The organism is Aquincola tertiaricarbonis, assembly GCF_000969605.1.
Lineage (GTDB): Bacteria > Pseudomonadota > Gammaproteobacteria > Burkholderiales > Burkholderiaceae_C > Aquincola > Aquincola tertiaricarbonis.
Window position 1 is genome coordinate 73,275 of sequence record NZ_JZUE01000023.1, and the last position, 22,577, is coordinate 95,851.

The 22,577-nt window shown below is 70.4% G+C and carries 22 protein-coding genes; 4 read left to right on the forward strand and 18 right to left on the reverse strand.

Annotated elements, in window-relative coordinates; all coding sequences use genetic code 11:
- Positions 1 to 20 precede the first annotated feature (20 nt).
- Complete coding sequence (gene mmuM / locus VO99_RS21945) at positions 21 to 1,013, forward strand: homocysteine S-methyltransferase (protein WP_046115068.1); 993 nt, start codon at positions 21 to 23, stop codon at positions 1,011 to 1,013.
- A 35-nt stretch (positions 1,014 to 1,048) separates the two neighbouring features.
- Here the strand turns inward: mmuM and VO99_RS21950 are convergent, their stop codons facing one another.
- Complete coding sequence (locus VO99_RS21950; RefSeq protein WP_083440829.1) at positions 1,049 to 2,287, reverse strand: MFS transporter; 1,239 nt, start codon at positions 2,285 to 2,287, stop codon at positions 1,049 to 1,051.
- A gap of 109 nt (positions 2,288 to 2,396) precedes the next feature.
- Between VO99_RS21950 and VO99_RS21955 the strand changes: the two genes are divergently transcribed.
- Positions 2,397 to 3,416, forward strand: coding sequence for a metal-dependent hydrolase (locus VO99_RS21955; protein WP_046115069.1), 1,020 nt, complete (start codon positions 2,397 to 2,399; stop codon positions 3,414 to 3,416).
- Here the strand turns inward: VO99_RS21955 and VO99_RS21960 are convergent.
- Positions 3,413 to 4,174, reverse strand: coding sequence for an endonuclease/exonuclease/phosphatase family protein (locus tag VO99_RS21960; protein WP_046115070.1), 762 nt, complete (start codon positions 4,172 to 4,174; stop codon positions 3,413 to 3,415). The genes VO99_RS21955 and VO99_RS21960 overlap by 4 nt on opposite strands.
- A gap of 90 nt (positions 4,175 to 4,264) precedes the next feature.
- Here VO99_RS21960 and dinB point away from each other — a divergent pair, with 90 nt between their 5' ends.
- Entirely contained in the window at positions 4,265 to 5,596 is a 1,332-nt protein-coding gene (dinB, locus tag VO99_RS21965) for a DNA polymerase IV (RefSeq protein ID WP_046115071.1), read from the forward strand.
- Between the two features lie 38 nt (positions 5,597 to 5,634).
- Here the strand turns inward: dinB and VO99_RS21970 are convergent, their stop codons facing one another.
- The 3 genes from VO99_RS21970 to VO99_RS21980 form a co-directional block, all read right to left on the reverse strand.
- Positions 5,635 to 6,081 (reverse strand): YbaN family protein, encoded by a 447-nt coding sequence (locus tag VO99_RS21970; RefSeq protein WP_046115102.1) that lies wholly within the window; start codon positions 6,079 to 6,081, stop codon positions 5,635 to 5,637.
- Between the two features lie 310 nt (positions 6,082 to 6,391).
- Positions 6,392 to 7,591 (reverse strand): trans-sulfuration enzyme family protein, encoded by a 1,200-nt coding sequence (locus VO99_RS21975; RefSeq protein ID WP_046115072.1) that lies wholly within the window; start codon positions 7,589 to 7,591, stop codon positions 6,392 to 6,394.
- 16 nt (positions 7,592 to 7,607) lie between these two features.
- The gene (locus VO99_RS21980; protein ID WP_046115073.1) at positions 7,608 to 8,066 is read right to left on the reverse strand and encodes an FKBP-type peptidyl-prolyl cis-trans isomerase; all 459 of its coding nucleotides are present in this window, start codon (positions 8,064 to 8,066) and stop codon (positions 7,608 to 7,610) included.
- Positions 8,067 to 8,129: 63 nt separating this feature from the next.
- Here VO99_RS21980 and xylB point away from each other — a divergent pair, with 63 nt between their 5' ends.
- The gene (gene xylB / locus VO99_RS21985; protein ID WP_046115074.1) at positions 8,130 to 9,575 is read left to right on the forward strand and encodes a xylulokinase; all 1,446 of its coding nucleotides are present in this window, start codon (positions 8,130 to 8,132) and stop codon (positions 9,573 to 9,575) included.
- Here xylB and VO99_RS21990 read toward each other — a convergent pair.
- The 13 genes from VO99_RS21990 to flhC all read right to left on the reverse strand — a co-directional run bounded on the left by VO99_RS21990 (position 9,565) and on the right by flhC (position 22,475).
- Positions 9,565 to 10,950: a methyl-accepting chemotaxis protein gene (locus VO99_RS21990; protein ID WP_052736546.1), complete on the reverse strand. Its 1,386-nt coding sequence runs from the start codon at positions 10,948 to 10,950 to the stop codon at positions 9,565 to 9,567. The genes xylB and VO99_RS21990 overlap by 11 nt on opposite strands.
- 57 nt (positions 10,951 to 11,007) lie before the next feature.
- Positions 11,008 to 11,721, reverse strand: a complete 714-nt coding sequence (locus tag VO99_RS21995; protein ID WP_046115075.1) for an RNA polymerase sigma factor FliA — start codon at positions 11,719 to 11,721, stop codon at positions 11,008 to 11,010.
- A gap of 18 nt (positions 11,722 to 11,739) precedes the next feature.
- Positions 11,740 to 12,534 (reverse strand): P-loop NTPase family protein, encoded by a 795-nt coding sequence (locus tag VO99_RS22000; RefSeq protein WP_046115076.1) that lies wholly within the window; start codon positions 12,532 to 12,534, stop codon positions 11,740 to 11,742.
- Positions 12,535 to 12,548: 14 nt separating this feature from the next.
- Positions 12,549 to 14,207 (reverse strand): flagellar biosynthesis GTPase FlhF, encoded by a 1,659-nt coding sequence (gene flhF / locus VO99_RS22005; protein ID WP_046115077.1) that lies wholly within the window; start codon positions 14,205 to 14,207, stop codon positions 12,549 to 12,551.
- The gene (gene flhA, locus VO99_RS22010) at positions 14,204 to 16,321 is read right to left on the reverse strand and encodes a flagellar biosynthesis protein FlhA (RefSeq protein ID WP_046115078.1); all 2,118 of its coding nucleotides are present in this window, start codon (positions 16,319 to 16,321) and stop codon (positions 14,204 to 14,206) included. The genes flhF and flhA overlap by 4 nt, the downstream gene beginning before the upstream one ends.
- A gap of 91 nt (positions 16,322 to 16,412) precedes the next feature.
- Positions 16,413 to 17,576 (reverse strand): flagellar biosynthesis protein FlhB, encoded by a 1,164-nt coding sequence (gene flhB / locus VO99_RS22015; protein ID WP_046115079.1) that lies wholly within the window; start codon positions 17,574 to 17,576, stop codon positions 16,413 to 16,415.
- Between the two features lie 113 nt (positions 17,577 to 17,689).
- The gene (locus VO99_RS22020; RefSeq protein ID WP_046115104.1) at positions 17,690 to 17,977 is read right to left on the reverse strand and encodes a flagellar transcriptional regulator FlhD; all 288 of its coding nucleotides are present in this window, start codon (positions 17,975 to 17,977) and stop codon (positions 17,690 to 17,692) included.
- Between the two features lie 148 nt (positions 17,978 to 18,125).
- Positions 18,126 to 18,575, reverse strand: coding sequence for a hypothetical protein (locus VO99_RS22025; protein ID WP_157039698.1), 450 nt, complete (start codon positions 18,573 to 18,575; stop codon positions 18,126 to 18,128).
- Between the two features lie 91 nt (positions 18,576 to 18,666).
- The gene (locus VO99_RS22030; protein ID WP_046115081.1) at positions 18,667 to 19,299 is read right to left on the reverse strand and encodes a protein phosphatase CheZ; all 633 of its coding nucleotides are present in this window, start codon (positions 19,297 to 19,299) and stop codon (positions 18,667 to 18,669) included.
- Positions 19,300 to 19,321: 22 nt separating this feature from the next.
- The gene (gene cheY, locus VO99_RS22035) at positions 19,322 to 19,720 is read right to left on the reverse strand and encodes a chemotaxis response regulator CheY (RefSeq protein ID WP_046115082.1); all 399 of its coding nucleotides are present in this window, start codon (positions 19,718 to 19,720) and stop codon (positions 19,322 to 19,324) included.
- Between the two features lie 29 nt (positions 19,721 to 19,749).
- Positions 19,750 to 20,694: a flagellar motor protein MotB gene (gene motB / locus VO99_RS22040; RefSeq protein ID WP_046115083.1), complete on the reverse strand. Its 945-nt coding sequence runs from the start codon at positions 20,692 to 20,694 to the stop codon at positions 19,750 to 19,752.
- Positions 20,695 to 20,823: 129 nt separating this feature from the next.
- Positions 20,824 to 21,684: a flagellar motor stator protein MotA gene (gene motA / locus VO99_RS22045; protein WP_046115084.1), complete on the reverse strand. Its 861-nt coding sequence runs from the start codon at positions 21,682 to 21,684 to the stop codon at positions 20,824 to 20,826.
- A 236-nt stretch (positions 21,685 to 21,920) separates the two neighbouring features.
- Positions 21,921 to 22,475: a flagellar transcriptional regulator FlhC gene (gene flhC / locus VO99_RS22050; protein ID WP_046115085.1), complete on the reverse strand. Its 555-nt coding sequence runs from the start codon at positions 22,473 to 22,475 to the stop codon at positions 21,921 to 21,923.
- Positions 22,476 to 22,577: the final 102 nt, after the last annotated feature.

Genomic DNA, 22,577 nt, shown 5'->3' on the forward strand with positions numbered 1-22,577 from the left:
AACCGCCGGCCCCACCGCCGATGACCGCAGCCGACGCCGCCGCGCGTGCCGGCGCGCCAAGCCCGGCGCGGCCCGATCCCATCGCCGACTGGCTCGCCGCCGCGCCGCGGCTGGTGCTGGACGGCGCGCTGGCCACCGAGCTGGAGCGCCGCGGCGCCGACCTGAACGATCCGCTGTGGTCGGCGCGGGTGCTGCTGGAGCAGCCCGGGCTGATCCGCCAGGTGCACCTGGACTATTTCCGCGCCGGTGCCGACGTGGCCACCACCGCCAGCTACCAAGCCAGCTTCGAGGGCTTCGCGCGCCGCGGCCTGTCGCACCAGGCGGCTGCCGACCTGATGCGCCGCGCCGTCACGCTGGCGGCCGAGGCCCGCGAGCAGTTCATGCAGGAGCCGGCCGCCGCAGGCCGCCGCCGCCCGCTGGTGGCGGCCTCCGTTGGGCCCTATGGCGCGATGCGCGCCGACGGCTCCGAGTACCGCGGCGACTACGGCCTGGACGAGGGCGCGCTGATGGCCTTCCACCGCCCGCGGCTGCAGGTGCTGGCCACCGCGGGTGCCGACCTGCTGGCCTGCGAGACGATTCCCTGCCTGGCCGAAGCGCGTGCGCTGGCGCGGCTGATGGACGAACTGCCGGCCGGCAGCACCCGCAGCGGCTGGATCAGCTTCAGCTGCCGCGATGGCGCGCACACCAGCCAGGGCGAGCCCTTCGGCGACTGCGTGGCCGCGCTCGACGGCTTCCCGGGCATCGCCGCCATCGGCGTCAACTGCACCGCGCCGCAGCACATCGCGCCGCTGGTGGCCGCCGCCCGGGCACGCACCGCCAAGCCGATCGTCGTCTATCCGAATGCCGGCGAGGCCTGGGACGCGGTGGCCAAGCGCTGGCTGCCGCATGCGCCCGGTGTGCATCCGCCCGCGTTCGCGGAGCAGGCCCGGGCCTGGGAGGCGGCCGGGGCGCGGCTCGTCGGCGGCTGCTGCCGCACCGGGCCGGCGGACATCAGCGCGCTGCTGCGGCGCTGATCGACATCAGCGCACTGCTGCGGCGCTGATCGACATCAGCGCGCCGCAGCGGTGCCGAGGCGACTGGCGCGACCCCGGCTGTCGGCCACCGCCACGGCCCAGATCAACAGGCCGGCCAGCGCCAGGCCGCTGCCCACGTAGCCGGTCGAGGTCCAGCCGAAGCCGGCGCTGATCGCCATGCCGCCCAGCCACGGGCCCAGCGCATTGGCGGTGTTGAAGGCCGAGTGGTTGAGCGCGGCGGCCAGCGTCTGCGCCTTGCCGGCCACGTCCATCAGCCGCGTCTGCAGCGGCATCGCCAGCCCGCCGCCGCAGCCGATCAGGAACACCACCGGCAGCAGCGTCCACAGGCTGCCGGCGGCCAGCGGATACAGCGCCAGCGCAATGGCGCTCCACACCAGCATGGCTCCAGCGGTGGGCATCAGCGCGCGGTCGGCGGCCCAGGCGCAGCCGATGGTGCCGGCCGTCATGCCCAGGCCGAACACGCCCAGCACCAGCGGCAGTGCGGTGGGCGCCACGCCGGTCACCTCGATCAGCGTGGAGGCCAGGTAGGTGTAGACGGCAAACATGCCACCGAAGCCGATGGCGCCGATGCCGAGCGTGAGCCACACCTGCCGTCGGCCCAGCGCGCCCAATTCCTGCAGCGCGCCGGCACCGGGCTGCACCCGGTCGCGCGGCGCATAGATCGCCACCATCACCGCGCAGGCCAGCGCCAGCAGCGCCACCACGCCGAAGCCCCAGCGCCAGCCCAGCCACTGGCCCAGGCCGTTGGCCATCGGCACGCCGACGATGGTGGCCACCGTCAGCCCCAGCATCATCCGGCTGATGGCCTGCGTGCGCCGGCCCGGCGGCACCAGCGAGGCGGCCACCAGCGCGCCCACGCCGAAGTAGGCGCCGTGCGGCAGCCCGCTGAGGAAGCGGAACACGAGCATCCAGCCGTAGGTGGGGGCCAGCGCGCTCAGGCCGTTGGCCAGGCCGAACAGCAGCATCAGCCCGATCAGCAGCGTGCGCCGCGCCACCTTGGCCGCCAGCACCGCGATCACCGGCGCGCCCACCACCACGCCCAGCGCATAGGCGCTGATCACATGGCCGGCGGTCGGCTCGTCGATGCCCAGCGCGGGGGCGAAGAAGGGCAGCAGGCTCATCGAGGCGAACTCGGTGGTGCCGATGGCGAAGCCGCCGATGGCCAGCGCGAACAGCGCCAGCGCGGTGCGGCGGGCGTCCATCGGCACGGCGGCGGTGGCGGGCAGGTCGGAGGGGAGGGAGGCCGAAGACATGCTGCATTGCAACATGCCCGGGAAATCCCCGTCCCCGGCGGTGTCACGCGCGGTCCGGCGTGCGGCGGCTATGCTCGCCCGCCTTCGTCAACCGCCCGCCGCCTCGCGCATGGATTCACTCTCACAGATCGCACTGGGTGCCGCCGTCTCGGTGGCCTGCATGGGCCGCCGCACGGCGGTGTGGAAGGCGGCGCTGGCGGGTGCGGTGGCCGGCACGCTGCCGGACCTGGATTCGTTCATCAACCACGGCGATCCGGTGCGCAACATGACCTTCCACCGCGCCGAGAGCCATGCGCTGTTCTGGCAGACGCTGGCCTCGCCGCTGCTGGCCTGGGCGGTGGCCTGGGTGTTCAAGGAGCGCGGACAGTGGCGGGCCTGGTGGCTGGCGATGTGGCTGGCGCTCATCACCCATCCCCTGCTGGACACGATGACCGTGTACGGCACCCAGCTCGGCCTGCCCTTCACCGACCATCCTTTTGGCGTGGGCAGCGTCTTCATCATCGACCCGCTGTACACCCTGCCGCTGCTCATCTGCACCGGCGTGGCGCTGGCCCGCAGCGGCCATGCCGGCCTGCGCTGGAACACCGCGGGGCTGGTGATCAGCACCTTGTACCTGGGCTGGAGCGTGCTGGCGCAGGCGCACGTGCGTGGCATTGCCGAGGCCTCGCTGGCGCAGGCCGGCCTGAAGCCGGAAAGGGTGCTGGTGACGCCGGCGCCGCTCACCACGCTGGTGTGGCGGGTGGTGGCCATCACGCCCGACGACGCGTACCACGAGGGCTTCCATGCCCTGGCCGACCGCCTGCACCAGCCGCAGCCGGTCATCCGCTTCCAGCGCCATGAACGGGGCATGGCCCTGCGCGAGGCCCTGCGCGGCGACTGGAACGTGGAGCGCATGGCCTGGTTCAGCCACGGTTTCTACCGCATGCGCGAGCAGGACGGCCAGGCCTGGATCACCGACCTGCGCATGGGGCAGGAGCCGTTCTATACCTTCGATTTCGCGGTGGCCCGGCGCGACGGCGCTGCCTGGGCGGCGCAGACGCCGGTGCACGAGATGGCCCGCATTCCGCTGCGCGAGGGGCTGCAGTGGCTGGGGCGGCGGATGCTGGGCGACACCACGCCGCCGCCTTAGGCGGTTGTCGGCTTGCCAGGCGGCACGCGTATGTCCAGTACAAGCGGCGCGTGATCGGATATGGCGGACTTCCTACTCGGCCCCGCCAGCAAGAGGTCGCCGCTCTGGCAGACGTAGCGCGCTGCAACCACCTGTAGAAGCGGCGAGACGATCGCGTGGTCAATGCGCGTGGTCTGGCCGGAACGGGAGACGAAGCTCCACGGGCCTTCAGGCACAGGGACCGTCCAGCCGTCGGCAATCATGGATTGCAAGTGCTTTGCCGATGCGCGTCTTGATTGCTGCGGATCGGTGTTCAGGTCGCCCATGAAGACGATGGGTTTGTCAATGTTTGCGCGCACAGTCTCCCGTAGAAGCAGCCAGTACGCCGCCAGTGGTCGGCTCTCATACGCTGGCGCCCGCAGTCCGACGAAGTCCAAGTCCAGCACCGTGAAGCTCACATGGAGAAAGTTCGACTCGCCGCCACGGTCGGGCGATTCCGGTCCGCTTAGTTCGCCAAGCACGAAGGGCAAGCGGCTGGCGACGAGCACCTGGTTGTGTCCGTTGAGCCGCTCGGAAACAGCAACATGTACCAACCCGAGCGCATGCAGGTCTTGCCGGAGCGCCTGCCGTCCCGGCCCATCGACGAACTCGTTCAGCGCGAGGACATCCGGCTCCAAGAGCGAAAGCGCTCTAGCAAAGGCGGGCGAGATGGGGTCTGGCCGGCACTGGTGCGCGAGATTCCAGCTGACAAGTCGGAGGACGGAGGGCAAGGCAGGCATGAGGCGCGCCGATGGTGAGGGCGGCGGCAGGCTAACCTGCCCACCGCACGTCGCCAAGCCATTCAACCGCTGCGCCGACAATCGGCCCCGATGACCGCCGTACGCCGCTGGATCGCCCACCTCGACATGGATGCGTTCTACGCGTCCGTCGAGCTGCTGCGCTATCCGGAGCTGAAGGGCCTGCCGGTGGTGATCGGCGGCGGACGGCGGCACCAGCCGGAGCTGCAGGCCGACGGCACCCGGCAGTTCGCCACGCTGCGGCATTACGCCGGGCGCGGCGTGGTCACCACCGCCACCTATGCCGCGCGCGACTACGGCGTGCATTCGGGCATGGGCCTGATGAAGGCCGCACAGCGCGCACCGGACGCCATCCTGCTGCCGACCGACTTCGAGGCCTACCGCCACTACTCGCGGCTGTTCAAGCAGGCCGTGGCCGAGGTGGCGCCGGTGATCGAGGACCGCGGCATCGACGAGATCTACATCGACCTGACCGAAGTGCCCGGCGCGCAGGAAGCCGTGGGCCACGACGCCTGGGGCGGCGTGCGCGCGGTGGCGCAGGAGATCCGCAACAACGTCAAGCGCACGACCGGCCTCACCTGCTCGATCGGCGTGACGCCGAACAAGCTGCTGTCCAAGATCGCCTCCGAGTTGGACAAGCCCGACGGCCTGACGGTGCTCACCGCCGACGACATCCCGGCGCGCATCTGGCCGCTGAAGGTGCGCAGCATCAACGGCATCGGCCCCAAGGCCAATGCCAAGCTGAAGGCGCTGGGCATCGAGACCATCGGCCAGCTGGCCGAATGCGACGTGGCCTGGCTGGTGGAGCACTTCGGCCGCAGCTACGGCGCCTGGCTGTACCGTGCCTCGCACGGCATCGACGAGCGGCCGGTGGTGACCTACAGCGAACCGGTGTCGATGAGCCGCGAGACCACCTTCGAGCGCGACCTGCATGCGGTGCGCGACCGGGCCACGCTGTCGGCCATCTTCACCGACCTGGCCCACCGGGTGGCCGACGACCTGCAGCGCAAGCGCTGGGTGGGCCGCACCATCGGCATCAAGCTGCGCTTCGAGGACTTCAAGACGGTGACGCGCGACCTCACGCTGCCCGCGCCCACCGCCGATGCGCAGCTCATCCGCCAGGCCGCCGGCCAGTGCCTGAAGCGCGTGGACCTCAGCCGCCGCCTGCGCCTGCTGGGCGTGCGGGTGGGCAGCCTGTCCCGCCCCGGGGCGGGCGATGCGGTGTCGCTGGCCGGCGCAGCGGCCAAGGCCGGCGCGACGCCGGCCGCGGCGCCGTCGGCACGTCGCAGCCGGGCCCAGCTGGCGGCCGAACGGGCCGCGCTGGAGCCGGAGCTGCCGTTCGACGACCAGGCCGCCGAGGCGGCCCCGGCCGGCCAGCCCGCACACGACGGCTCGCGCGCCTGAGTGCATGGCCAACGCCGCCGCGCGGGGCGGCCGGCTCTTCAGGCCGATGGAGGCGCGGGCGGCGGCGCCGACGCCGTGGCGGCACGTGCGCCGCGCGGCGCCGCATTGGGCAGCGACCACATCCAGGCGGCCACCGCCGCGCAGCACAGGCCCGGCGCGGCCGCCCAGGGCATGGGCAGCAGGAACAGGGCGCCCACGCTGCTGATGGACATCATGACCGTGGCCACCCACTTGGCACGCAGCGGCACGGCGCGGTGGGCGCGCCAGTCGCGCACCATCGGGCCGAAGTGGCGGTGCTCGCAGATCCAGCGGTCGCAGCGCTCGCTGCCCTTGGAAAAGCAGAACGCCGCCAGCAGCACGAAGGGCACCGTGGGCATCAGCGGCAGCAGCAGCCCCACCAGGCCCGAGCCCAGGCTCAGGCCGCCCGCGGCCAGCCACAGCACTCGCTGCCAGGACGGACGTTGATGGGGAGCGGGCGCAGCCATGGCGCGCATGGTATCGGGCGCGCAAGCGGGCTGCCTCCAGCGGCGTTTGAGCCTGTTATTACGGGTTTGGCCTGACATCCGGGACGCCTACGCTGTCGTTCATCCGCATGGCACGAAGCTCGCTTCTGCCAGGACCGGCCACCGTTGTGCCTGCTGTTCGTGGAACCCGATCATGAATGACCCCCGTCGCCAACTCCCTCCCGCCCCGCACGGCCGCGCGCCGAACTGGGTGATCGTCGCCATCGCAGGGGCGGTGGTCGCGGTATCGCTGGTAGCGCGGGCCGTGCTCGGCTGACCGCGCCACATCCGGTCACAGTTGCTGCAAGGCGCGGCCGAAGTCGCGCTTGAGGTCGTCGATGTGCTCCAGGCCGACGGCCAGGCGCACGAAGTTGGGCCCGATGCCGGTTCCGGCCGTCTGCGCCTCGCCCATCAGGCCGCGCCACATCGCCGCGGCATGCACGATCAGCGTTTCCACGCCGCCCAGGCTCACTGCATGGGTGGCCAGTTCCAGTGAGGCGACGAAGCGGCTGGTGGCCGCATAGTCGCCGCGCAACGCCATCGCCACCACCGGCCCGCCGCCCTGCGGCATCTGCCGCTGCGCCAATTCATGCTGCGGATGGCTGGGCAGCCCCGGGTACCACACCCGCTCCACCTGCGGCTGGGCTTCCAGCCACTGCGCCAGCGCCAGCGCATTGGCATTGATGCGCTCCATGCGCACGGCCAGCGTGCGCAGCCCGCGCAGCAGCAGCCAGGCATCCATCGGCGACAGCACCGAGCCCAGCGTGATGTGCATCGGCCAGATGCGCTCGGCCAGCGCCTGGCTGCAGCAGATCACGCCGGCCGTCAGGTCGTGGTGGCCGCCCAGGGCCTTGGTGGCGCTGTGCACCACCACGTCGATGCCCAGCGCATGCGGCTTCTGGTTGATGGGCGAGGCGAAGGTGTTGTCCGCCACGGTGAGGATGCCGCGCGGCCGCGCCAGCGCCGCCACCGCCGCCAGGTCGGTGAGCACCAGCGTGGGGTTGGCCGGGGTCTCCAGCATGATGAGCCGCGTCTCGGGCCGCAGCGCGGCCTCCAGCGCCGCCAGGTCGGTCTGCTCCACGATGGTCACCTGCACGCCGAAGCGCGGCAGCACCTCCTCGAACAGCTTGGCCGTGCTCAGGTAGTGCCGGCCCTGGGCGATGACATGGTCGCCCGCCTTCACCAGCGCCAGCACCGTGGTGCTGATGGCGCCCATGCCGGAGGCGGTGACCAGCGCCGTCTCGGTGCCCTCCAGCCCCGCCACGATGCCGGCCACCCGCTCGTGCGTCGGGTTGCCGTAGCGGGTGTAGTACGCCGCGTGGCGCGGCGTGCCGGCCATCTCGGCGAACTCGGTGGCATCGCGCGCCCGGAAGGTGGCGCTGTAGTGGATGGGCGGTACCACGCCCACGTCGGTGGACAGCCCGGCATCGCCATGCAGCAGCCGGGTGGGGTCGTGCCAGGGCGCGTCGCCCGCGGCGTCGTCGGCGCTCATCGTGCGGACCCCTGCGTCACTTGCCGGCGATGCCGAGCAGCTCCACCTCGAACTGCAGCGTGGCATTGGGGGGGATCACGCCGCCGGCGCCGCGCGCGCCATAGGCGATGCCCGGCGGGCAGGTGAGCTTGGCCTTGCCGCCCACCTGGATGCGCTGCACGCCTTCGGTCCAGCAGGGAATGACGCGGTTGAGCGGGAACTCGGCCGGCTGCCCGCGGGCGATGGAGCTGTCGAACTCCTTGCCGTCGGCCAGCACGCCGCGGTAGTGCACGCGCACGGTGTCGGTGGCGGCGGGCTTCGGGCCGCTGCCTTCCTTGATCGACTGGAACACCAGGCCGCTGGGCAGCACCGTGGCGCCCTTTTCCTTGGCGGCGGTGGCGGCCAGGTCGGGCGTGGCCTGCGCCTGCACCGCCAGCGGCGCGGTGGCCAGCAGGCAGGCGAGGGTGGCGGCGATTCGGGTTTGTATCGAGTTCATGCGATTGGTTTGTGGACAGCAGGGTACCGATCATCGCCGGTTGCGCGGCCTAGCATCGCAGCCATGTTTCTCGGGCTGGATTACGGAACCTCGGAGGTCAAGGCACTGCTGCTGGACGCCCACCACCGCGTGCTCGGCAGTGCCGGCGTGCCGCTGTCGCTGAGCCGGCCGCAGCCCGGCTGGAGCGAGCAGCGGCCCGACGACTGGTGGGCCGCCACGCTGGCGGTGTGTGCCGAGCTGCGCGCGGCCCATGCGCATGCCTGGCAGCAGGTGCAGGCCATTGGCCTGTCGGGCCAGATGCATGGCGCGGTGCTGCTGGACGCCGCCGACCACGTGCTGCGCCCCGCCATCCTCTGGAACGACACCCGCGCCGAGGCCGAGTGCGTGGCGATGATGGACGAGCTGCCTGCGCTGCCGATGCTGTCGGGTTGCCTGGCGATGCCCGGCTTCACCGCGCCCAAGCTGCGCTGGCTGGCCACGCACGAGCCGCGCACCTTCGAGCGCGTGGCCAAGGTGCTGTTGCCCAAGGACTTCATCCGCCTGCGCCTGACCGGCGAGCACGTGACCGATGCATCGGACGCCAGCGGCACCACCTGGCTGGACGTTGCCCGCCGCGACTGGAGCGACGAGCTGCTCGCGCTCACCGGCCTGGCCCGCACCCACATGCCGAGGCTGGTCGAAGGCAGCGAGCCCGGTGGCACGCTGCTGGCCAGCACCGCCACCACGCTGGGCCTGCGCGCCGGCATCGTGGTGGCCGGCGGCGCGGGCGACAACGCGGCCAGCGCCATCGGCATGGGCATCGTGCGGCCGGGCATGGGCTTCCTGTCGCTGGGCACCAGCGGCGTGATCTTCGTGGCCACCGACCGCTACCGGCCCAATCCGCGCAGCGCGGTGCATGCCTACTGCCATGCCCTGCCCGGCCAGTGGCACCAGATGAGCGTGATGCTGTCGGCCGCCAGCTGCCTGCGCTGGGCGCGCCAGCTGCTCGGCCGCGGCAGCGATGCCGAGGTGGAGGCCATGGCCGCGGCCACCACGCCGGCGCAGCGCGCGGCTGCGCCGCTGTTCCTGCCCTATCTGGGCGGCGAGCGCACGCCGCACAACAGCGCCACGCTGCGCGCCAGCCTGCACGGCCTGGGCCACGACACCGATGCAGCCGCCATCGCCTATGCGGTGATGGAGGGCGTGGCCTTCGGCCTGGCCGACGGCCATGCGGCGCTGCAGGCCGCAGGCACCACGGTGCAGCGGCTGTCGCTGGTGGGCGGTGGCGCCCGCAGCGCCTTGTGGGCGCAGATGCTGGCCGACGTGCTGGGCGTGGAGATCGCCACCCATGCCGATTCGGCGGCCGGCGGCGCGCTGGGCGCGGCGCGGCTGGGGTGGATGGCGGCGGGCGGCAACCTGCCCGCGGTGTGCACGGCACCGGTGGCGCAGGCGCTGCGTGCGCCCGATGCGCAGGCCGCCCGGCTGCTGGCGCAGCGGCTGCAGCGCTTCCGCGCGCTGGCTAGAACCTGAAGGCCAGCCGCAGCCCGCCCCAGTGGCGGCCGCGCACGGTGATGGGCGCGGCGGCTTCCTTCATCACCACGAACTTGCCACCGCCCATGTCGCGGCGGTAGGTCTGCAGCAGGAAGGGGCGCTGGTTCTGCGCGCTGGCCAGGCCGGTGCGGTCGTTGAAGATGCGGCGATAGCGGCTGTTGGCCGTGTCCCAGGCCAGGTCGCCGCGCTGCGGCTGGTTGTACTGCCTGTTGTGCGTGGCCACGTAGCCGTTGCGATCGGCGGCGATGCAGTACACCACCTTGTCGGTGAGCTTGAGCATGCGTTCCTGCACCGGCGGCAGCAGCCGGTCGGCCAGCGGGCAGAAGCGGGTGGTGTGCTGGGCGGGCTGGGTGCCGGCGATCGGCGCATAGCGCTCGTCGAACAGGTCGGCCAACGTGATGCTGCCCTGTTGCAGCGCGCCTTCCAGCAGCTGGCCCACCTCGGCCGCGGCCTGCTGCACGGCCTGGATGTAGGGCGTGTCCTCGGTCACCACGCCGCTGTCGGCGGCCATCTCGATGAGCTGCTCGCTCACCTTCAGCAGGCTTTCGCTGCGCTGGATCGCGGTGTCCAGCGCACGGCTGGTCTGGCGCATGTCCGTCTCGATCACGGCCATCTGCTGGTCGAGCTGCCCACAGGCGCCTCGGCTCTGCTCGGCGGCGGCGGCAATGCGGGTCACCTGCTCGGCCACCGCATCCAGCGCGGCATGCACGCCGCTCTGGTCGGCGGCCTTCGCGGCGCTGCCGGCAGGGGTGGAGGAGGGCGCCTGGATCTCGCGCGCCAGGCTGCCGATGCGTTCGTCCAGGTGGGCCATGGTGCCCATGATGTCCTTGGACGAGGCCTCCACCCGGGCGGCCAGGTCCTTCACCGCATCGGCCACCACGCCGAAGCCGCGGCCGGCCTCGCCGGCTCGCTTGGCTTCCACGCTGGCATTGAAGGCCACCAGCCGCGTCTGCAGTGCAATCTGGGTGATGTCGGAGGCGGCCTCGGCCACCTTGCGCAGCGTCTCGACGATGCCGGTCACCTCGCTGCCCACCGCATGCACCGCCTCGCGGGCGCGGGCCACGGCGACCACCGAATGCTCGGTGTGGCTGCCGATCACCTGCTGCACCCGGGCCACGTCCTGCACCTGGCGGGCCAGCTCGCGCGCGGCCTCGGCCTGGGCAGTGGCCGTCTTGTGGGTGTCGTCGATCACGCCGCGCACCTCGGCGGCCTCGCGGCCCAGGCGGGAGGCATGCTGGGCCAGCCGGCCCACCACCGGCGTGGCTTCCTGCGGCGGCACGGCGGCGGCGACGGCAGCGGCCGCGGGCACGCCCTCGGCCAACGAGGGGGCCATCTTCCACAACGACTTCAGCATGGCGACACCTCGGGTACTGCGGGTACTGCGACTACAAGGACTGGAGGGAAGCTGCGATCACCACTCGCGCAGCTTGACGCGCAGCCGGGCGATGCTCTGGCTGTGCAGCTGGCACACGCGGCTTTCGGTCACCTTGAGCACGGCCGCGATCTCCTTGAGATTCATGTCGTGCTCGTAGTACATGCTCATCACGTACTGCTCGCGCTCGGGCAGCAGCTTGATGGCATCGACCAGCGCGGTGCGCATGCGCATGTCCTGCAGCACCGCCATCGGGTTGGCTTCCTCGGTGCCGACGTGGCGCTCAAGGTAGTCGTCGTCGCCTTCGTCGCCGCTGAGGTCTTCCAGGTACACCAGCTGCGTGCCGCGCACCTTGCCCAGCAGCTCCTGGTATTCCACCAGCGTGATGCCCATCTCCACCGCGATCTCGGACTCATGCGGTGCGCGGCCGAGCTTCTGCTCCAGCTTGTGCACGGCGGCCTCGATGTTGCGCTGCTGGCGGCGGTTGCCGCGGCTCATCCAGTCGCTGCCGCGCAGCTCGTCGAGCATGGCGCCGCGGATGCGCTGGGTGGCGAAGGTCTCGAACTGCACGCCCTGCGCGGCATCGAAGCGGCCCAGCGCATCGTTCAGGCCGATCATGCCGACCTGGATCAGGTCGTCGATCTCCACGTTGGCGGGCAGCTTGGCGATCATCTGATGGGCGAGCCGGCGCACCAACGGGCTGTACTGCTTCAGCATCGCGTTGTTGTCGGTACGGCCTTTGGCGTTGTACATGCTCTTGGCTCCAGGAATTCAGTTGGCCATCAGCGAAGCCGAGGCTGGGACGTGCGGTTGCCAGGCGGCAGGCGGTGCGGCTTCCAGTGCGGCGGTGTCGTCGGCCAGCAGCTTGCGCACCATGCGCACCAGCGCGGCGTCGGGCGCCTCGGCCACGTTGCACGCCGGGTCCACCGCCACCCAGTCGTGCACCGCCGCGCCCAGGAAGCTGTCGGCGCAGTGGGCGATCTGGCGCGCCACATGCTCGCGGCGCGTGCGCTGCGGGCCCACGGCCAGCATGAGGTCGAAGGCCATCAGGCCGCTGCGGGCCGACAGGACCTTCATCGCCGCATAGGCATGGGTGACGCTGGGCGCATGGTCGGCGGCCAGCAGCACCGGGCGCACCGCGCGGTGGCTGAACAGCCGGCTCAGTTCGCTGGCGCCGGCATGCACCAGCACCACGTCGGCCTGCGGGGCGGCGTCGGTCAGCTGGCGCAGCAGCCCGGCGCAGGAGCCGCGGGTGTCCACATGGCGCAGCGGCAGGCCGCGCGCGGCCAGGTAGCTGATCTGCGGCGACAGCTCCTCGATGCCGGCGGCCAGGTCCAGCTGCGTCAGCTCATGCGGCTCGGGTGCGGTGTCGGCGGCATCCACCAGCAGCAGCTTGCGGCCGGTGGCGGCGATGGCCGAGGTCAGTCGTTCGATCAGCACGGTGGCGAAGGCCACGTGCGGGTTGCTGGCCACCGCGATGTAGCGGGTGCGCGTGGGGCTGAACAGGCGGCGCAAGCCGTCGGCCTGGTCGAGCGGTGCGCTGCGGCTGGCGTAGAAGTCACGCATGTCGTCTCGGGTCCTCAGGCGTGGGCGGAGTGGCCGCGGGCGGCTTGCGAGCCCGCGAAGATCAGGTTCACGTCGTTGGCGTCCATGCGCCAGGAAGCGGCCGGCACGGCCTTGAAGGCCCGCTGCACCAGCGACTGGGCCGACAGCCGGTGCCAGTCCTCCGGCACGCGCTGGCCGTTGGCCACGCCCACCACGCGCAGCTTGTGGCGGATCAGCGCATCCAGCGCCGGGCCCAGCTTCACGGCCTCGTCGATCTTGGACAGCACCACGCCGCGGCAGGCCTTGGCCTGGTAGCTCAGCATCACGTCCTCGATGGTCTCGCCCTGCGCGCTGGCGTTGACCACCAGCAGCTTCTGGATGGCGCGGTGGCCCACCATGTCCAGCAGCTCGCGGGTGCGGCTGTCACGCTGGGCCATGCCGGCGGTGTCGATCACCACCATCTTCTTGCCGCTCAGCAGGTCCAGCAGGTCTTCCAGCGAAGCGCGGTCGTGGGCGGTGTGCACCGGCACGCCGAGGATGCGGCCATAGGTGCGCAGCTGCTCGTGCGCGCCCACGCGGTAGGCATCCAGGGTGATGAGGCCCAGGTGGCCGGCGCCGTGCTTGGTGGCGAAGGCAGCGGCGATCTTCGCGGTGGTGGTGGTCTTGCCCACGCCGGTGGAGCCGATCATGGCGTACACGCCGCCGGCATCCTCCAGCGCCGGCTCATGGTCGGCGGCCAGCAGGTTGCGCTCCAGCACGCTGGCGGCCCAGCTGGTCTCGTCCAGTGCATCGGCGGGCAGGCCGTCGGCCAGCTTGCGGATCAGCGCGGGCGAGAAGCCGCAGTCCAGCAGCTTCTGCGTCAGGTTGGCCTGGCGCGGGTTGCGCTGCATGCGTTCCATGAAGGCCAGGGCGCCGAAGCGTTCCTCGATCAGGCCCTTCATCGAGCGCAGCTCGCTCATCATCTCGAACTGGCTGTCGCGGGCGGCGGCCTGCAGCTCGTCGTCCAGCGGGGCCTGGGCCTGGCGGATCTCGTCGCGCAGCACCGGCGGGCGGCGGCGCGGCGGCTCGGCGCGCAGCGGCTCCAGAGCGGGCAGCTCATGGCGCACGGTGCGCGGCGCGGGCTCGCGCTCACGCTCGGCTTCACGCTGGCGCGGTGCCGGGCGTGCGGCGGCGGCCGGTGCCTCGGGCGACAGCTCGGCCTTGCGGCGCTTGAGCATGCGCTCGCGCACATAGTCCTGGAAGGTGAGGGTGCTCATGCCCAGGCGGCCGACGTCGCGCTCCACGTCCTCGGCCGGCTCGGCGGCTTCGATGCGGGGCTCGACGCGCTCGTCCATGCGCGGGTCGAAGCGGGAGTCGATGCGGGAGTCGATGCGTGCGTCCAGCCGGCTGTCGGCGCGGGCCTCCCGGCGGGCCTCGATGCGCTGCTCCAGCCGCGAAGGTTCGGCGCGCATGCCGTCGCGCAGGTCGCGGTGGCGGGCCGGGGCGGCCGGTGCCGGGGCCGGCTCGGCGCGCACGGTGCCGGCCTGGCTGGCGGCACGCTCGATCTGCTGCATGCCGTCCGGCGCCATCGCCAGCACCTCCACGCCTTCGGCGCAGGGCCGGGTGGACAGCACGACCGCGTCGTCGCCGAAGGCCTGGCGGACCAGGTTCAGTGCGTCGCGCGAGGTGCGCCCGGTGAAGCGCTTGACGTTCATGCCGTGCCTCCAATGATCGAACCGATCCGGATCGTGTGGGTGTCAGGAATCTCGCTGTGGGCCAGCACCTTCAGCCGCGGCGCCGCGCGGCGCAGCAGCCGCGCCATCGGGGCGCGGATCAGGTCGGGCACCAGCAGGCAGGCCGGCACGCCCAGCTCTTCCTGCTGGCGCGAGGTGTCGGCCGCGCCGCGGGTGATGCTTTCGGCCACGCCGGGGTCCAGCGCGGCGCCGTGCGGCGAGGTGAGGGCCTGGGTGACCAGGCGCTCCAGTTCGGGGTCGAGCGCGATCACGTCCAGCTCGCGGGTGCCGCCGTAGATCTGCTGCACGATGGCCGGGGCCAGGTGCACGCGGATGCGGCGGGCCAGCTCGGTGGGGTCGGTGACGACGGCGGCATGCTCGGCCATGCATTCGACGATGGAGCGCATGTCGCGGATGTGGACGCCTTCTTCGAGCAGCAGTTGCAGGACCTTTTGCACCGTAGCGATTCCGACCATCTTGGGGATCACGTCCTCGATCAGCTTGGGAGCGAGCTTGGTGACGTGTTCGACCAGGTTTTGAACTTCGACCCGGCCCAGCAACTTGGCGGCATGGACCTGCATCAAGTGTGAAAGATGGGTGGCCACGACGGTCGAGCAATCAACAACCGTAAATCCGGCCATTTGGGCCACCTCCCGCTGGCGCTCGTCGATCCAGGTCGCGGGCAGGCCGAAGGCGGGATCGGTGGTCTTGGTGCCGATGAGCTGCTGCGTGGCGCCGCCCGGGTTGATGGCCAGCAGCATCCCCGGGAACGCCTCGGCCTCGCCCACCACGGCGCCGCGCAGCGACACGCGGTACATGCTGGGCTTGAGCTCCAGGTTGTCGCGGATGTGCACCGGCGGCGGCAGGAAGCCCACGTCCTGCGCGAACTTCTTGCGCACGCCCTTGATGCGGCCCAGCAGGTCGCCCTTGCGCTCCTTGTCCACCAGGGCGATGAGGCGGTAGCCCACCTCCAGGCTCAGCGTGTCCACCGGCACCAGGTCGTCCCAGCTGGCTTCCACGTTGGTGGGCGCGGCCTCGGCGCCGGGGCCGCCGGCGGCACCCGGCGCGCCCGGCGCGGGCGCCGGGGCGGCCTTGGCCTTCAGCTCGGCCTGGTGGGCCTTCCAGGCCAGCGCGCCGGTGCCGGCCGCGATCAGCAGGAACACCAGGTTGGGCATGCCGGGAATGACGCCAATCAGGCCGATGACGCCAGCCGTCAAACCCAGCGAGGTGGGCGAGCCGAACACCTGCTTGCGCACCTGGCTGCCGATGTCGGTGCCCTTGCCCACGCGCGAGACCACCATGGCCGCGGCCACCGACACCAGCAGCGCCGGGATCTGCGCCACCAGCGCATCGCCCACGGCCAGCAGCACGTAGCTGTTGGCGGCCTCGCTGGCCGTCAGCCCGTGCTGCACCACGCCGATGATGAAGCCGCCCACCAGGTTGATGAACAGGATCAGCAGGCCGGCGATGGCGTCGCCGCGCACGTACTTGCTGGCACCGTCCATGGAGCCGAAGAAGTCGGCTTCCTCGCTGACCTCGGCGCGGCGCTTCTTGGCCTCGTCCTCGTTGATCAGGCCGGCGTTGAGGTCGGCGTCGATGGCCATCTGCTTGCCGGGCATGGCGTCCAGCGCGAACCGGGCGCCCACCTCGGCGATGCGCTCGGCGCCCTTGGTCACCACGATGAAGTTGATGACCACCAGGATGGCGAAGACGATCAGGCCGACCGCGAAGTTGCCGCCGATCAGGAAGTGGCCGAAGGATTCGATCACCTTGCCCGCAGCGCCCGGGCCGGTGTGGCCCTCCATCAGCACCACGCGGGTGGAGGCCACGTTCAGCGACAGCCGCAGCAGCGTGGTGACCAGCAGCACCGACGGGAAGGCCGAGAAGTCCAGCGGCCGCACCATGTTGGCCGCCACCATCATCACCATCAGCGCCATCGCGATGTTGAAGGTGAAGGCCACGTCGAGCACGAAGCCCGGCAGCGGCAGCACCATCATCGACAGCACGATCACCACGAACAGCGGACCCACCAGCGCCCGCACCATGGCGGCGTTGTCACCGAAGAGGTTCTGCAGGCGGGCAAGGCTCGGGTTCATGAGCCGGGATTGTTCCGGCGCCCCGCCGAACTTGAGCCGGAATAAGGGGAGGAAACCCGCCTCTTACTTCACCCCCCGGCGCCGGCCGCGGCTAGCGCTTGCCGCGGGGCTGGCGGGCCTGCGCGGCCGGGTTGTGCGGGTCCAGCTCCGGCGGCACCGGCAGCTCGGGCAGCTCGCCGGGCTGCGGCGCCTCGCCGGCCATGGCCGCGCGCAGCTGGTACACGTAGGCCAGCACCTGGGCCACCGCGGAGAACAGTGCGCCGGGAATCTCCTTGTCCAGCTCGCCGTGCTGGTACAGCGCCCGCGCCAGCGGCGGCGCCTGCAGCACCGGGACCTTGGCCTCGCGGGCGATGTCGCGGATGCGCAGGGCCAGCAGGTCGGCGCCCAGGGCCACCACGCGGGGCGCGCCCATCTTCTTCTCGTCGTACTGCAGGGCCACCGCATAGTGGGTGGGGTTCATCACCACCAGGTCGGCGTTGGGCACGGCGGCCAGCATGCGCTTGCGGGCCATCTCGCGCATCTTCACCTTCATCTTCTGCTTGATTTCCTGGTTGCCCTCGACTTCCTTGTACTCGTCCTTCACGTCCTGGTGGCTCATCTTCAGGCTTTCGGAGAGCTTCCAGCGCTGGTAGGGCACGTCGATGGCGGCGAACAGCGCCAGCGTGATCACCACCTGGATCAGGCCGGTGAGCGAGGCGCTCATCGCATGCTGGATGGCCGCGGGCAGCGGCATCGTCAGCGTGGCCGAGAACTCCTCGATGCGCGACTGCAGGTACAGCGTGCCCACGGTGCCCAGCACCGCGGCCAGCAGCGTGCTCTTGAGCGCGCCGATGAGCTGGTCCTTGCCGAAGAGCTTGGCGATGCCGGTCAGCGGATTGAACTTCTCGAACTTGGGCGCCAGCGCCTGGGTGCTGAAGTTCCAGCCGCCCGACAGGCAGGCGCTGGCCACGCCCACCAGCGCCATCACCACGCCCACCGGCACCACCACCATCAGCATCTGGGCCGCGAGCGTGGCCGCGCGCTCGCCCATCAGCCTGGGGTTCTGCAATAGCGCATGGTCGAAGCGCAGGCCCTGCATCAGGATCTGCTGCATCCACTGGCCGATGTCGGGCGCCCACTTCACCAGCAGCCAGCCGCCGATGGCGATGGCCAGGAAATGCCCGAAGTCGGGTGAACGCGCCACCTGGCCCTGTTCACGGGCCTTGCGGCGCTTGCGTTCACTGGCGGGTAGGGTCTTGTCCTGGGCGTCGGCCATGGCAGCTGCGGTTCAAGGCCCCGCATGGTGCCGGGCGCAGGCGTCCGGCATGGCCGGAAAAGGCCGGCATTCGCGGTGCAGCCGAAGTGCTTGGCGCAGCCTGGCGGTGCGGCTCAGTCTTCGCCGCCGGCAGCGGGACCGGCGCCGTGGCCGGGCAGGTGATGGGTCACCAGGTCCCACACCAGCTCGTCGTCCAGCCGGAAGCTGCACACCAGCGTGTTGCCCGAGGCGGTGCGCGCCATCTGCGAAGGGGTCATGCGCTCGATCACCTGGGCGGCTTCCTCGCCGATGCCCAGTTGCGCCAGCGCGGCGGCGCGGTCGGTGCGCAGCAGGGTCTGCGCCAGCATCAGGTAGGCGACGTTGGCTTCGCGGATCTCCGCAAGGATCTGGCTGCTGTTCATGAGGTGCGGCGCACGCCGCCGGCGTTCTTGGCCCACCACTGTAGGAGGGGCCTGGCCGGCGCCGCCAGCCACCGCGGCGCCATGCGCGTTGTCACGCTTGTTCGGCGGCTTGTGTCGGCCTGTTTCCTACAGCGCCGGCCGCCGCGGTTCAGGCCGACAGGTCGACGCTGGCCCCGGGCGCTGCGGTGCCCGGGCCGGCATAGCGGGTGGCGGCCGCGGCGGCGCGGCTGCGTTCGTCGGTGGCGACGGCGCTGCTGCCGTAGGCCGGCGCGGCGGCGCGGCAGGCCGCACAGGTGCAGGCCGCGCCATGCTTGGAGCCGGCACCGAAGCCGATGCTGAAGGGAAGCTCGATGTCCGAAGGCGGCCGCGGCAGCGAAGCCTGCTGCTGATGCGCCGCCAGGGCGGCCGCCTGGGCCTGCGGTGCACCGGCCACGGCCTGTGCCGCGGCGGTGGGCGCTGCAGCGACGGCGCCCGCGGCGGCCACGGCCGTCGCGGGTGTTTCGCCGGCCGCCAGTGCAGCGGGCGCGGCGCGCCGCTCGGCGGCTGCGGAGGTCAGCAGTGCAGGGCTTGCGTGGGCACTGGGCGAAATGGCGTTCATGATCACCCCGGAAGAATGGCTCCTGGGTGTCTTACGGCATTTCCGGGCCGGGCTTGAGGCCGGCAGGGCGCAGCGGCTGCGCCCACATGTGTCAGAACCCCAGGCTGGCCAGGAGATCGTCGACTTCGCTCTGGTCCTGGACCACGTCGGTGCGGCCCTCGGGGTTGACCACCGGACCGTTGAGCAGCGTGGTTTCCACCTTGTGCGCCTGCTCGGGCGGCGCGGCCTGCACCAGCAGCTTGACCAGGCTGTCTTCCAGGTCGGTGGCCAGCGAGACCACCTTGGCCACCACCTGGCCGGTGAGGTCATGGAAGTCCTGCGCCAGCATGATGTCGGTCAGGTGCATGTCGATGCGGGCGGTGGCCTGCTCCACCTCGCCCACGAAGTTCATCACCGAGCCCGAAGCCACGGCACGCACCGGGTCGGCAACGATGGCCGCGGCGATGGCACGCGTCTGCTCGGTGATGGAGTGGTGTTCCAGCTTGGCGCTGTCCACCGAGTTCAGCACCTTGTCGGCCGCATCGGCCGTCTTCTTGGCGATGTAGCTCAGGCGGCTGCGGGCGTCGGGCAGGCCGTCGGCCGCGTCCTTCAGCTTGGGCATCACGCCCAGTTGCTGCAGCGTGTCGTGCAGCTGGCGGGTGATGGTGCCCAGCTGCTGGAAGATTTCCGGCGAAGCTTGCGCGGCCATCTGCGGCGCCAAGGCGGCGATGTCATCCATTTTCATCGGGTGCTCCTGGGTGCCTGCTTCAGGCGGTCGCGGCAAGTTTCTGCATGATCTTCTGGACCTTTTCTTCCAGCGTCGCCTTGGTGAAAGGCTTGACGATGTAGCCGGCGGCGCCCGACTGGGCGGCCAGCACGATGTCCTCCTTGCGGGCCTCGGCCGTCACCATCAGCACCGGCAGGTGCTTCAGCGAGTCGTCCGACTTGATGGCCTTCAGCAGGTCGAAGCCGTTCATGTTGGGCATGTTGATGTCGGAGACGACGAAGTCGAACTTCTGCGCCTTCAGCATCTGCAGCGCGATGGCGCCGTCCTCGGCTTCATCGGCGTTGTTGCAACCCATTTCCTTGAGCAGGCCCCGCACGATGCGGCGCATGGTCGAGAAGTCGTCGACGATGAGAAATTTCAGTTCGGTGGTGCTGCTCATGGGAGGGCTTCCTCTCGGGGAATGAGGCTTTATCGGAGGTTGACGAGGGGACTTGAGGCGGGCCGGATCGACGGCACGCCGGTGGCTTCCGCCACCTCGGGCGCGGTACGGAAAACGCGGTCCTCGGCATCACGGTTCATCACGATGATGCTGATGCGGCGGTTCTGTGCGTTGAGCGGTTCGTCATTGACGAACAGCGTGCTGGAGGCCAGGCCCTGCACCCGCAGGATGCGGTGGTCGGGCAGGCCGCCCAGGATGAGTTCGCGGCGCGAGGCATTGGCGCGGTCGGCCGACAGCTCCCAGTTGCTGTAGCCGCGTTCGCCGCCGGAGAACGGATGGGCGTCGGTATGGCCTTCCAGCGTGAGCCGGTTGGGCACCTCGCCCAGCACCGCGCCGATCTCGCGCAGCAGCTCGCGCATGTAGGGCTTCACCTCGGCGCTGCCGCTGTCGAACATGGGTCGGTTCTGCTCGTCGACGATCTGGATGCGCAGGCCGTCGCGGGTCATGTCCAGGCGGATCTGGCTGGCCAGCGGCGCCAGCTTGGCATTGGCGCCGATCTTCTGCTCGACCTTCTGCTTGAGTTCTTCCAGCCGCGCACGCTCGGCGCGCAGCTGCTCTTCCTTCAGCGCCTGCAGGTTCACCGTGGCCTTGGGCGCGGCGATGTCCCCGCGCTTGACCTGGCCGGTGGTGCGCGTCAGGTCCTGGCCGCCGCCCTTGAGCACGTGCGACGAATCGCCCGAGCCGGAACCGCCCGCCTGCAGCGCCACGCGCAGCGGCGACTGGAAGTAGTCGGCGATGCCCTTCTTGTCGCCTTCGGTGGTGCTGCCCAGCAGCCACATGAGCAGGAAGAAGGCCATCATCGCCGTCACGAAGTCGGCATAGGCGATCTTCCAGGCGCCGCCATGGTGACCATGGCCGCCCTTCTTGATCTTCTTGACGATGATCGGCTGCAGCTTCTTGCTGTCACCGGCCATGGTCGGCTCCGCATGCAGGGGTCAGTTCGCCGCCGGCCCGCCCCAAGGCGACCGCGCCCCAATGGCCACGAGGGGGCCCGTGCCGGTCCCGGGGGGCCGACGCTGTACTCGGCGTCTTGGGGGTCGACATCACTTCTTGCCCTTGACGTGGCCTTCCAGCTCCGCAAAGGTGGGGCGCTCCGTCGAGTACAAGACCTTGCGGCCGAACTCCACCGCCACCTGCGGCGCATAGCCCTGCATCGAGGCCAGCAGCGTGGTCTTGATGCACTGCAGCTCCTTGCTGCCTTCGTCCACCTTCTGCTCCAGCAGCCCGGCCAGCGGCTCGAAGATGCCGTAGGCCAGCAGGATGCCGAGGAAGGTGCCCACCAGGGCCGAGCCGATCATGCCGCCCAGCACCGCCGGCGGCTGGCCCACCGAGCCCATGGTGTTCACCACGCCCAGCACCGCAGCCACGATGCCGAAGGCCGGCAGCCCGCCGGCCAGGCGCTGGATGGCGCCCACGGCCGCATGGGCCTCGTGGTGGTGGGTGTCGATCTCGCTGTCCATCAGCGACTCGATCTCGTGCGCGTTCAGGTTGCCCGACACCATCATGCGCAGGTAGTCGGTGATGAACTCCATCACGTGGTGGTCGTTGCCGATCACCGCGTACTTGGAAAAGATGGCCGAGCTGTGCGGGTCCTCGACGTCCTTCTCGATGGACATCAGGCCTTCCTTGCGGGCCTTCTGCAGGATCTCGTACTGCAGCGCCATCAGCTCCATGTAGCGGGCCTTGGTGTACTTGCTGCCCTTGAAGCAGGCGCCAAAGCCCTTGAGCGTCGCCTTCATCACCTTGGGCTGGTTGTTGGCGATCATCGCGCCGATGGCGGCGCCCATGATGGTGATCATCTCGAACGGCAATGCCTTCATCACCACGCCGATGTTGCCGCCGTGGACGATGAACACGCCGAAGATGCAACCGAGCGCGACGAGCCAGCCGATGATGACGAACATGATGTGAACGAGTTCCTGGTTCCGCGGTTTATCGGTGCGGGATCCGTTCACTTGAGTTTGGCGCCGGGGGCCGCGGGCCACTCCAAGCAACAGGCGTGTTTTGCCGCGCCAATAAAAAACGCGGACCCGAGGGTCCGCGTGAAAGCACAGAGACTGTGCCAGGAGGAGACAAACAAGCGATCAGATCGCCCACTGCCCAGTTTTCGGCCCGGGCCGGGGCAACTTGAGTCCTTCGTTCAGTGCGCTGAGCTGCCCTGCATCGTCAGCGCGCCGGCGGCCTTGCCCTTGCCGGCACGCGCCGGGGGGTTGCACAGGCCGCAGGTGTAGTGGCGGGCGATTTCATGCGGGTGAGTGACATAGTGGCCGCCGCAGGAATTGCACTTGGTCATGGTGAGCATGCCGTTGTCGACGAACTTCACCAGGCGCCAGGCGCGGGTCACGGACAGCAGCGGTTCCAGGTTCTGGGCTTGGGTCTGTTCGAGGTAGAGCTGGTAGGCCTTGATGACGACGTCGATCTCGTCCATCTCGGCGGCCTTGTTCAGGTATTCGTGGATGTTGAGGAAGAGGCTGGCATGGATGTTGGGTTGCCAGGTCATGAACCAGTCGGTGGAAAACGGCAGCTGGCCCTTGCTGGGGCTCTTGCCCGACACTTCCTTGTACAGGCGCAGCAGCCGCTCATAGCTCAGGTCGGTTTCCGATTCCAGCACCTGCAGCCGCGCGCCGAGGTTGATCAGCGTGACTGCCCGTTCGATCTGCTTGGCTTCGGTGAGGATGCTCTTGTTGCGTGCCATGATCCTTGCTCCGTCCTGTATCGCTGTGTTGTCTGTCGTGTAGCCGGTCGTAGCGCCGGCTCGTTCAGGCAGCTTCCTGGTGGCGGCCGGCCATCAGGATGG

Coding starts and splice junctions, on each gene's coding strand:
- mmuM (WP_046115068.1), top strand. CDS start 21: ATGACCGCAGCCGACGCCGCCGCGCGTGCCGGCGCGCCAAGCCCGGCG.
- VO99_RS21950 (WP_083440829.1), bottom strand. CDS start 2,287: ATGTCTTCGGCCTCCCTCCCCTCCGACCTGCCCGCCACCGCCGCCGTG.
- VO99_RS21955 (WP_046115069.1), top strand. CDS start 2,397: ATGGATTCACTCTCACAGATCGCACTGGGTGCCGCCGTCTCGGTGGCC.
- VO99_RS21960 (WP_046115070.1), bottom strand. CDS start 4,174: ATGCCTGCCTTGCCCTCCGTCCTCCGACTTGTCAGCTGGAATCTCGCG.
- dinB (WP_046115071.1), top strand. CDS start 4,265: ATGACCGCCGTACGCCGCTGGATCGCCCACCTCGACATGGATGCGTTC.
- VO99_RS21970 (WP_046115102.1), bottom strand. CDS start 6,081: ATGGCTGCGCCCGCTCCCCATCAACGTCCGTCCTGGCAGCGAGTGCTG.
- VO99_RS21975 (WP_046115072.1), bottom strand. CDS start 7,591: ATGAGCGCCGACGACGCCGCGGGCGACGCGCCCTGGCACGACCCCACC.
- VO99_RS21980 (WP_046115073.1), bottom strand. CDS start 8,066: ATGAACTCGATACAAACCCGAATCGCCGCCACCCTCGCCTGCCTGCTG.
- xylB (WP_046115074.1), top strand. CDS start 8,130: ATGTTTCTCGGGCTGGATTACGGAACCTCGGAGGTCAAGGCACTGCTG.
- VO99_RS21990 (WP_052736546.1), bottom strand. CDS start 10,950: ATGCTGAAGTCGTTGTGGAAGATGGCCCCCTCGTTGGCCGAGGGCGTG.
- VO99_RS21995 (WP_046115075.1), bottom strand. CDS start 11,721: ATGTACAACGCCAAAGGCCGTACCGACAACAACGCGATGCTGAAGCAG.
- VO99_RS22000 (WP_046115076.1), bottom strand. CDS start 12,534: ATGCGTGACTTCTACGCCAGCCGCAGCGCACCGCTCGACCAGGCCGAC.
- flhF (WP_046115077.1), bottom strand. CDS start 14,207: ATGAACGTCAAGCGCTTCACCGGGCGCACCTCGCGCGACGCACTGAAC.
- flhA (WP_046115078.1), bottom strand. CDS start 16,321: ATGAACCCGAGCCTTGCCCGCCTGCAGAACCTCTTCGGTGACAACGCC.
- flhB (WP_046115079.1), bottom strand. CDS start 17,576: ATGGCCGACGCCCAGGACAAGACCCTACCCGCCAGTGAACGCAAGCGC.
- VO99_RS22020 (WP_046115104.1), bottom strand. CDS start 17,977: ATGAACAGCAGCCAGATCCTTGCGGAGATCCGCGAAGCCAACGTCGCC.
- VO99_RS22025 (WP_157039698.1), bottom strand. CDS start 18,575: ATGAACGCCATTTCGCCCAGTGCCCACGCAAGCCCTGCACTGCTGACC.
- VO99_RS22030 (WP_046115081.1), bottom strand. CDS start 19,299: ATGAAAATGGATGACATCGCCGCCTTGGCGCCGCAGATGGCCGCGCAA.
- cheY (WP_046115082.1), bottom strand. CDS start 19,720: ATGAGCAGCACCACCGAACTGAAATTTCTCATCGTCGACGACTTCTCG.
- motB (WP_046115083.1), bottom strand. CDS start 20,694: ATGGCCGGTGACAGCAAGAAGCTGCAGCCGATCATCGTCAAGAAGATC.
- motA (WP_046115084.1), bottom strand. CDS start 21,684: ATGTTCGTCATCATCGGCTGGCTCGTCGCGCTCGGTTGCATCTTCGGC.
- flhC (WP_046115085.1), bottom strand. CDS start 22,475: ATGGCACGCAACAAGAGCATCCTCACCGAAGCCAAGCAGATCGAACGG.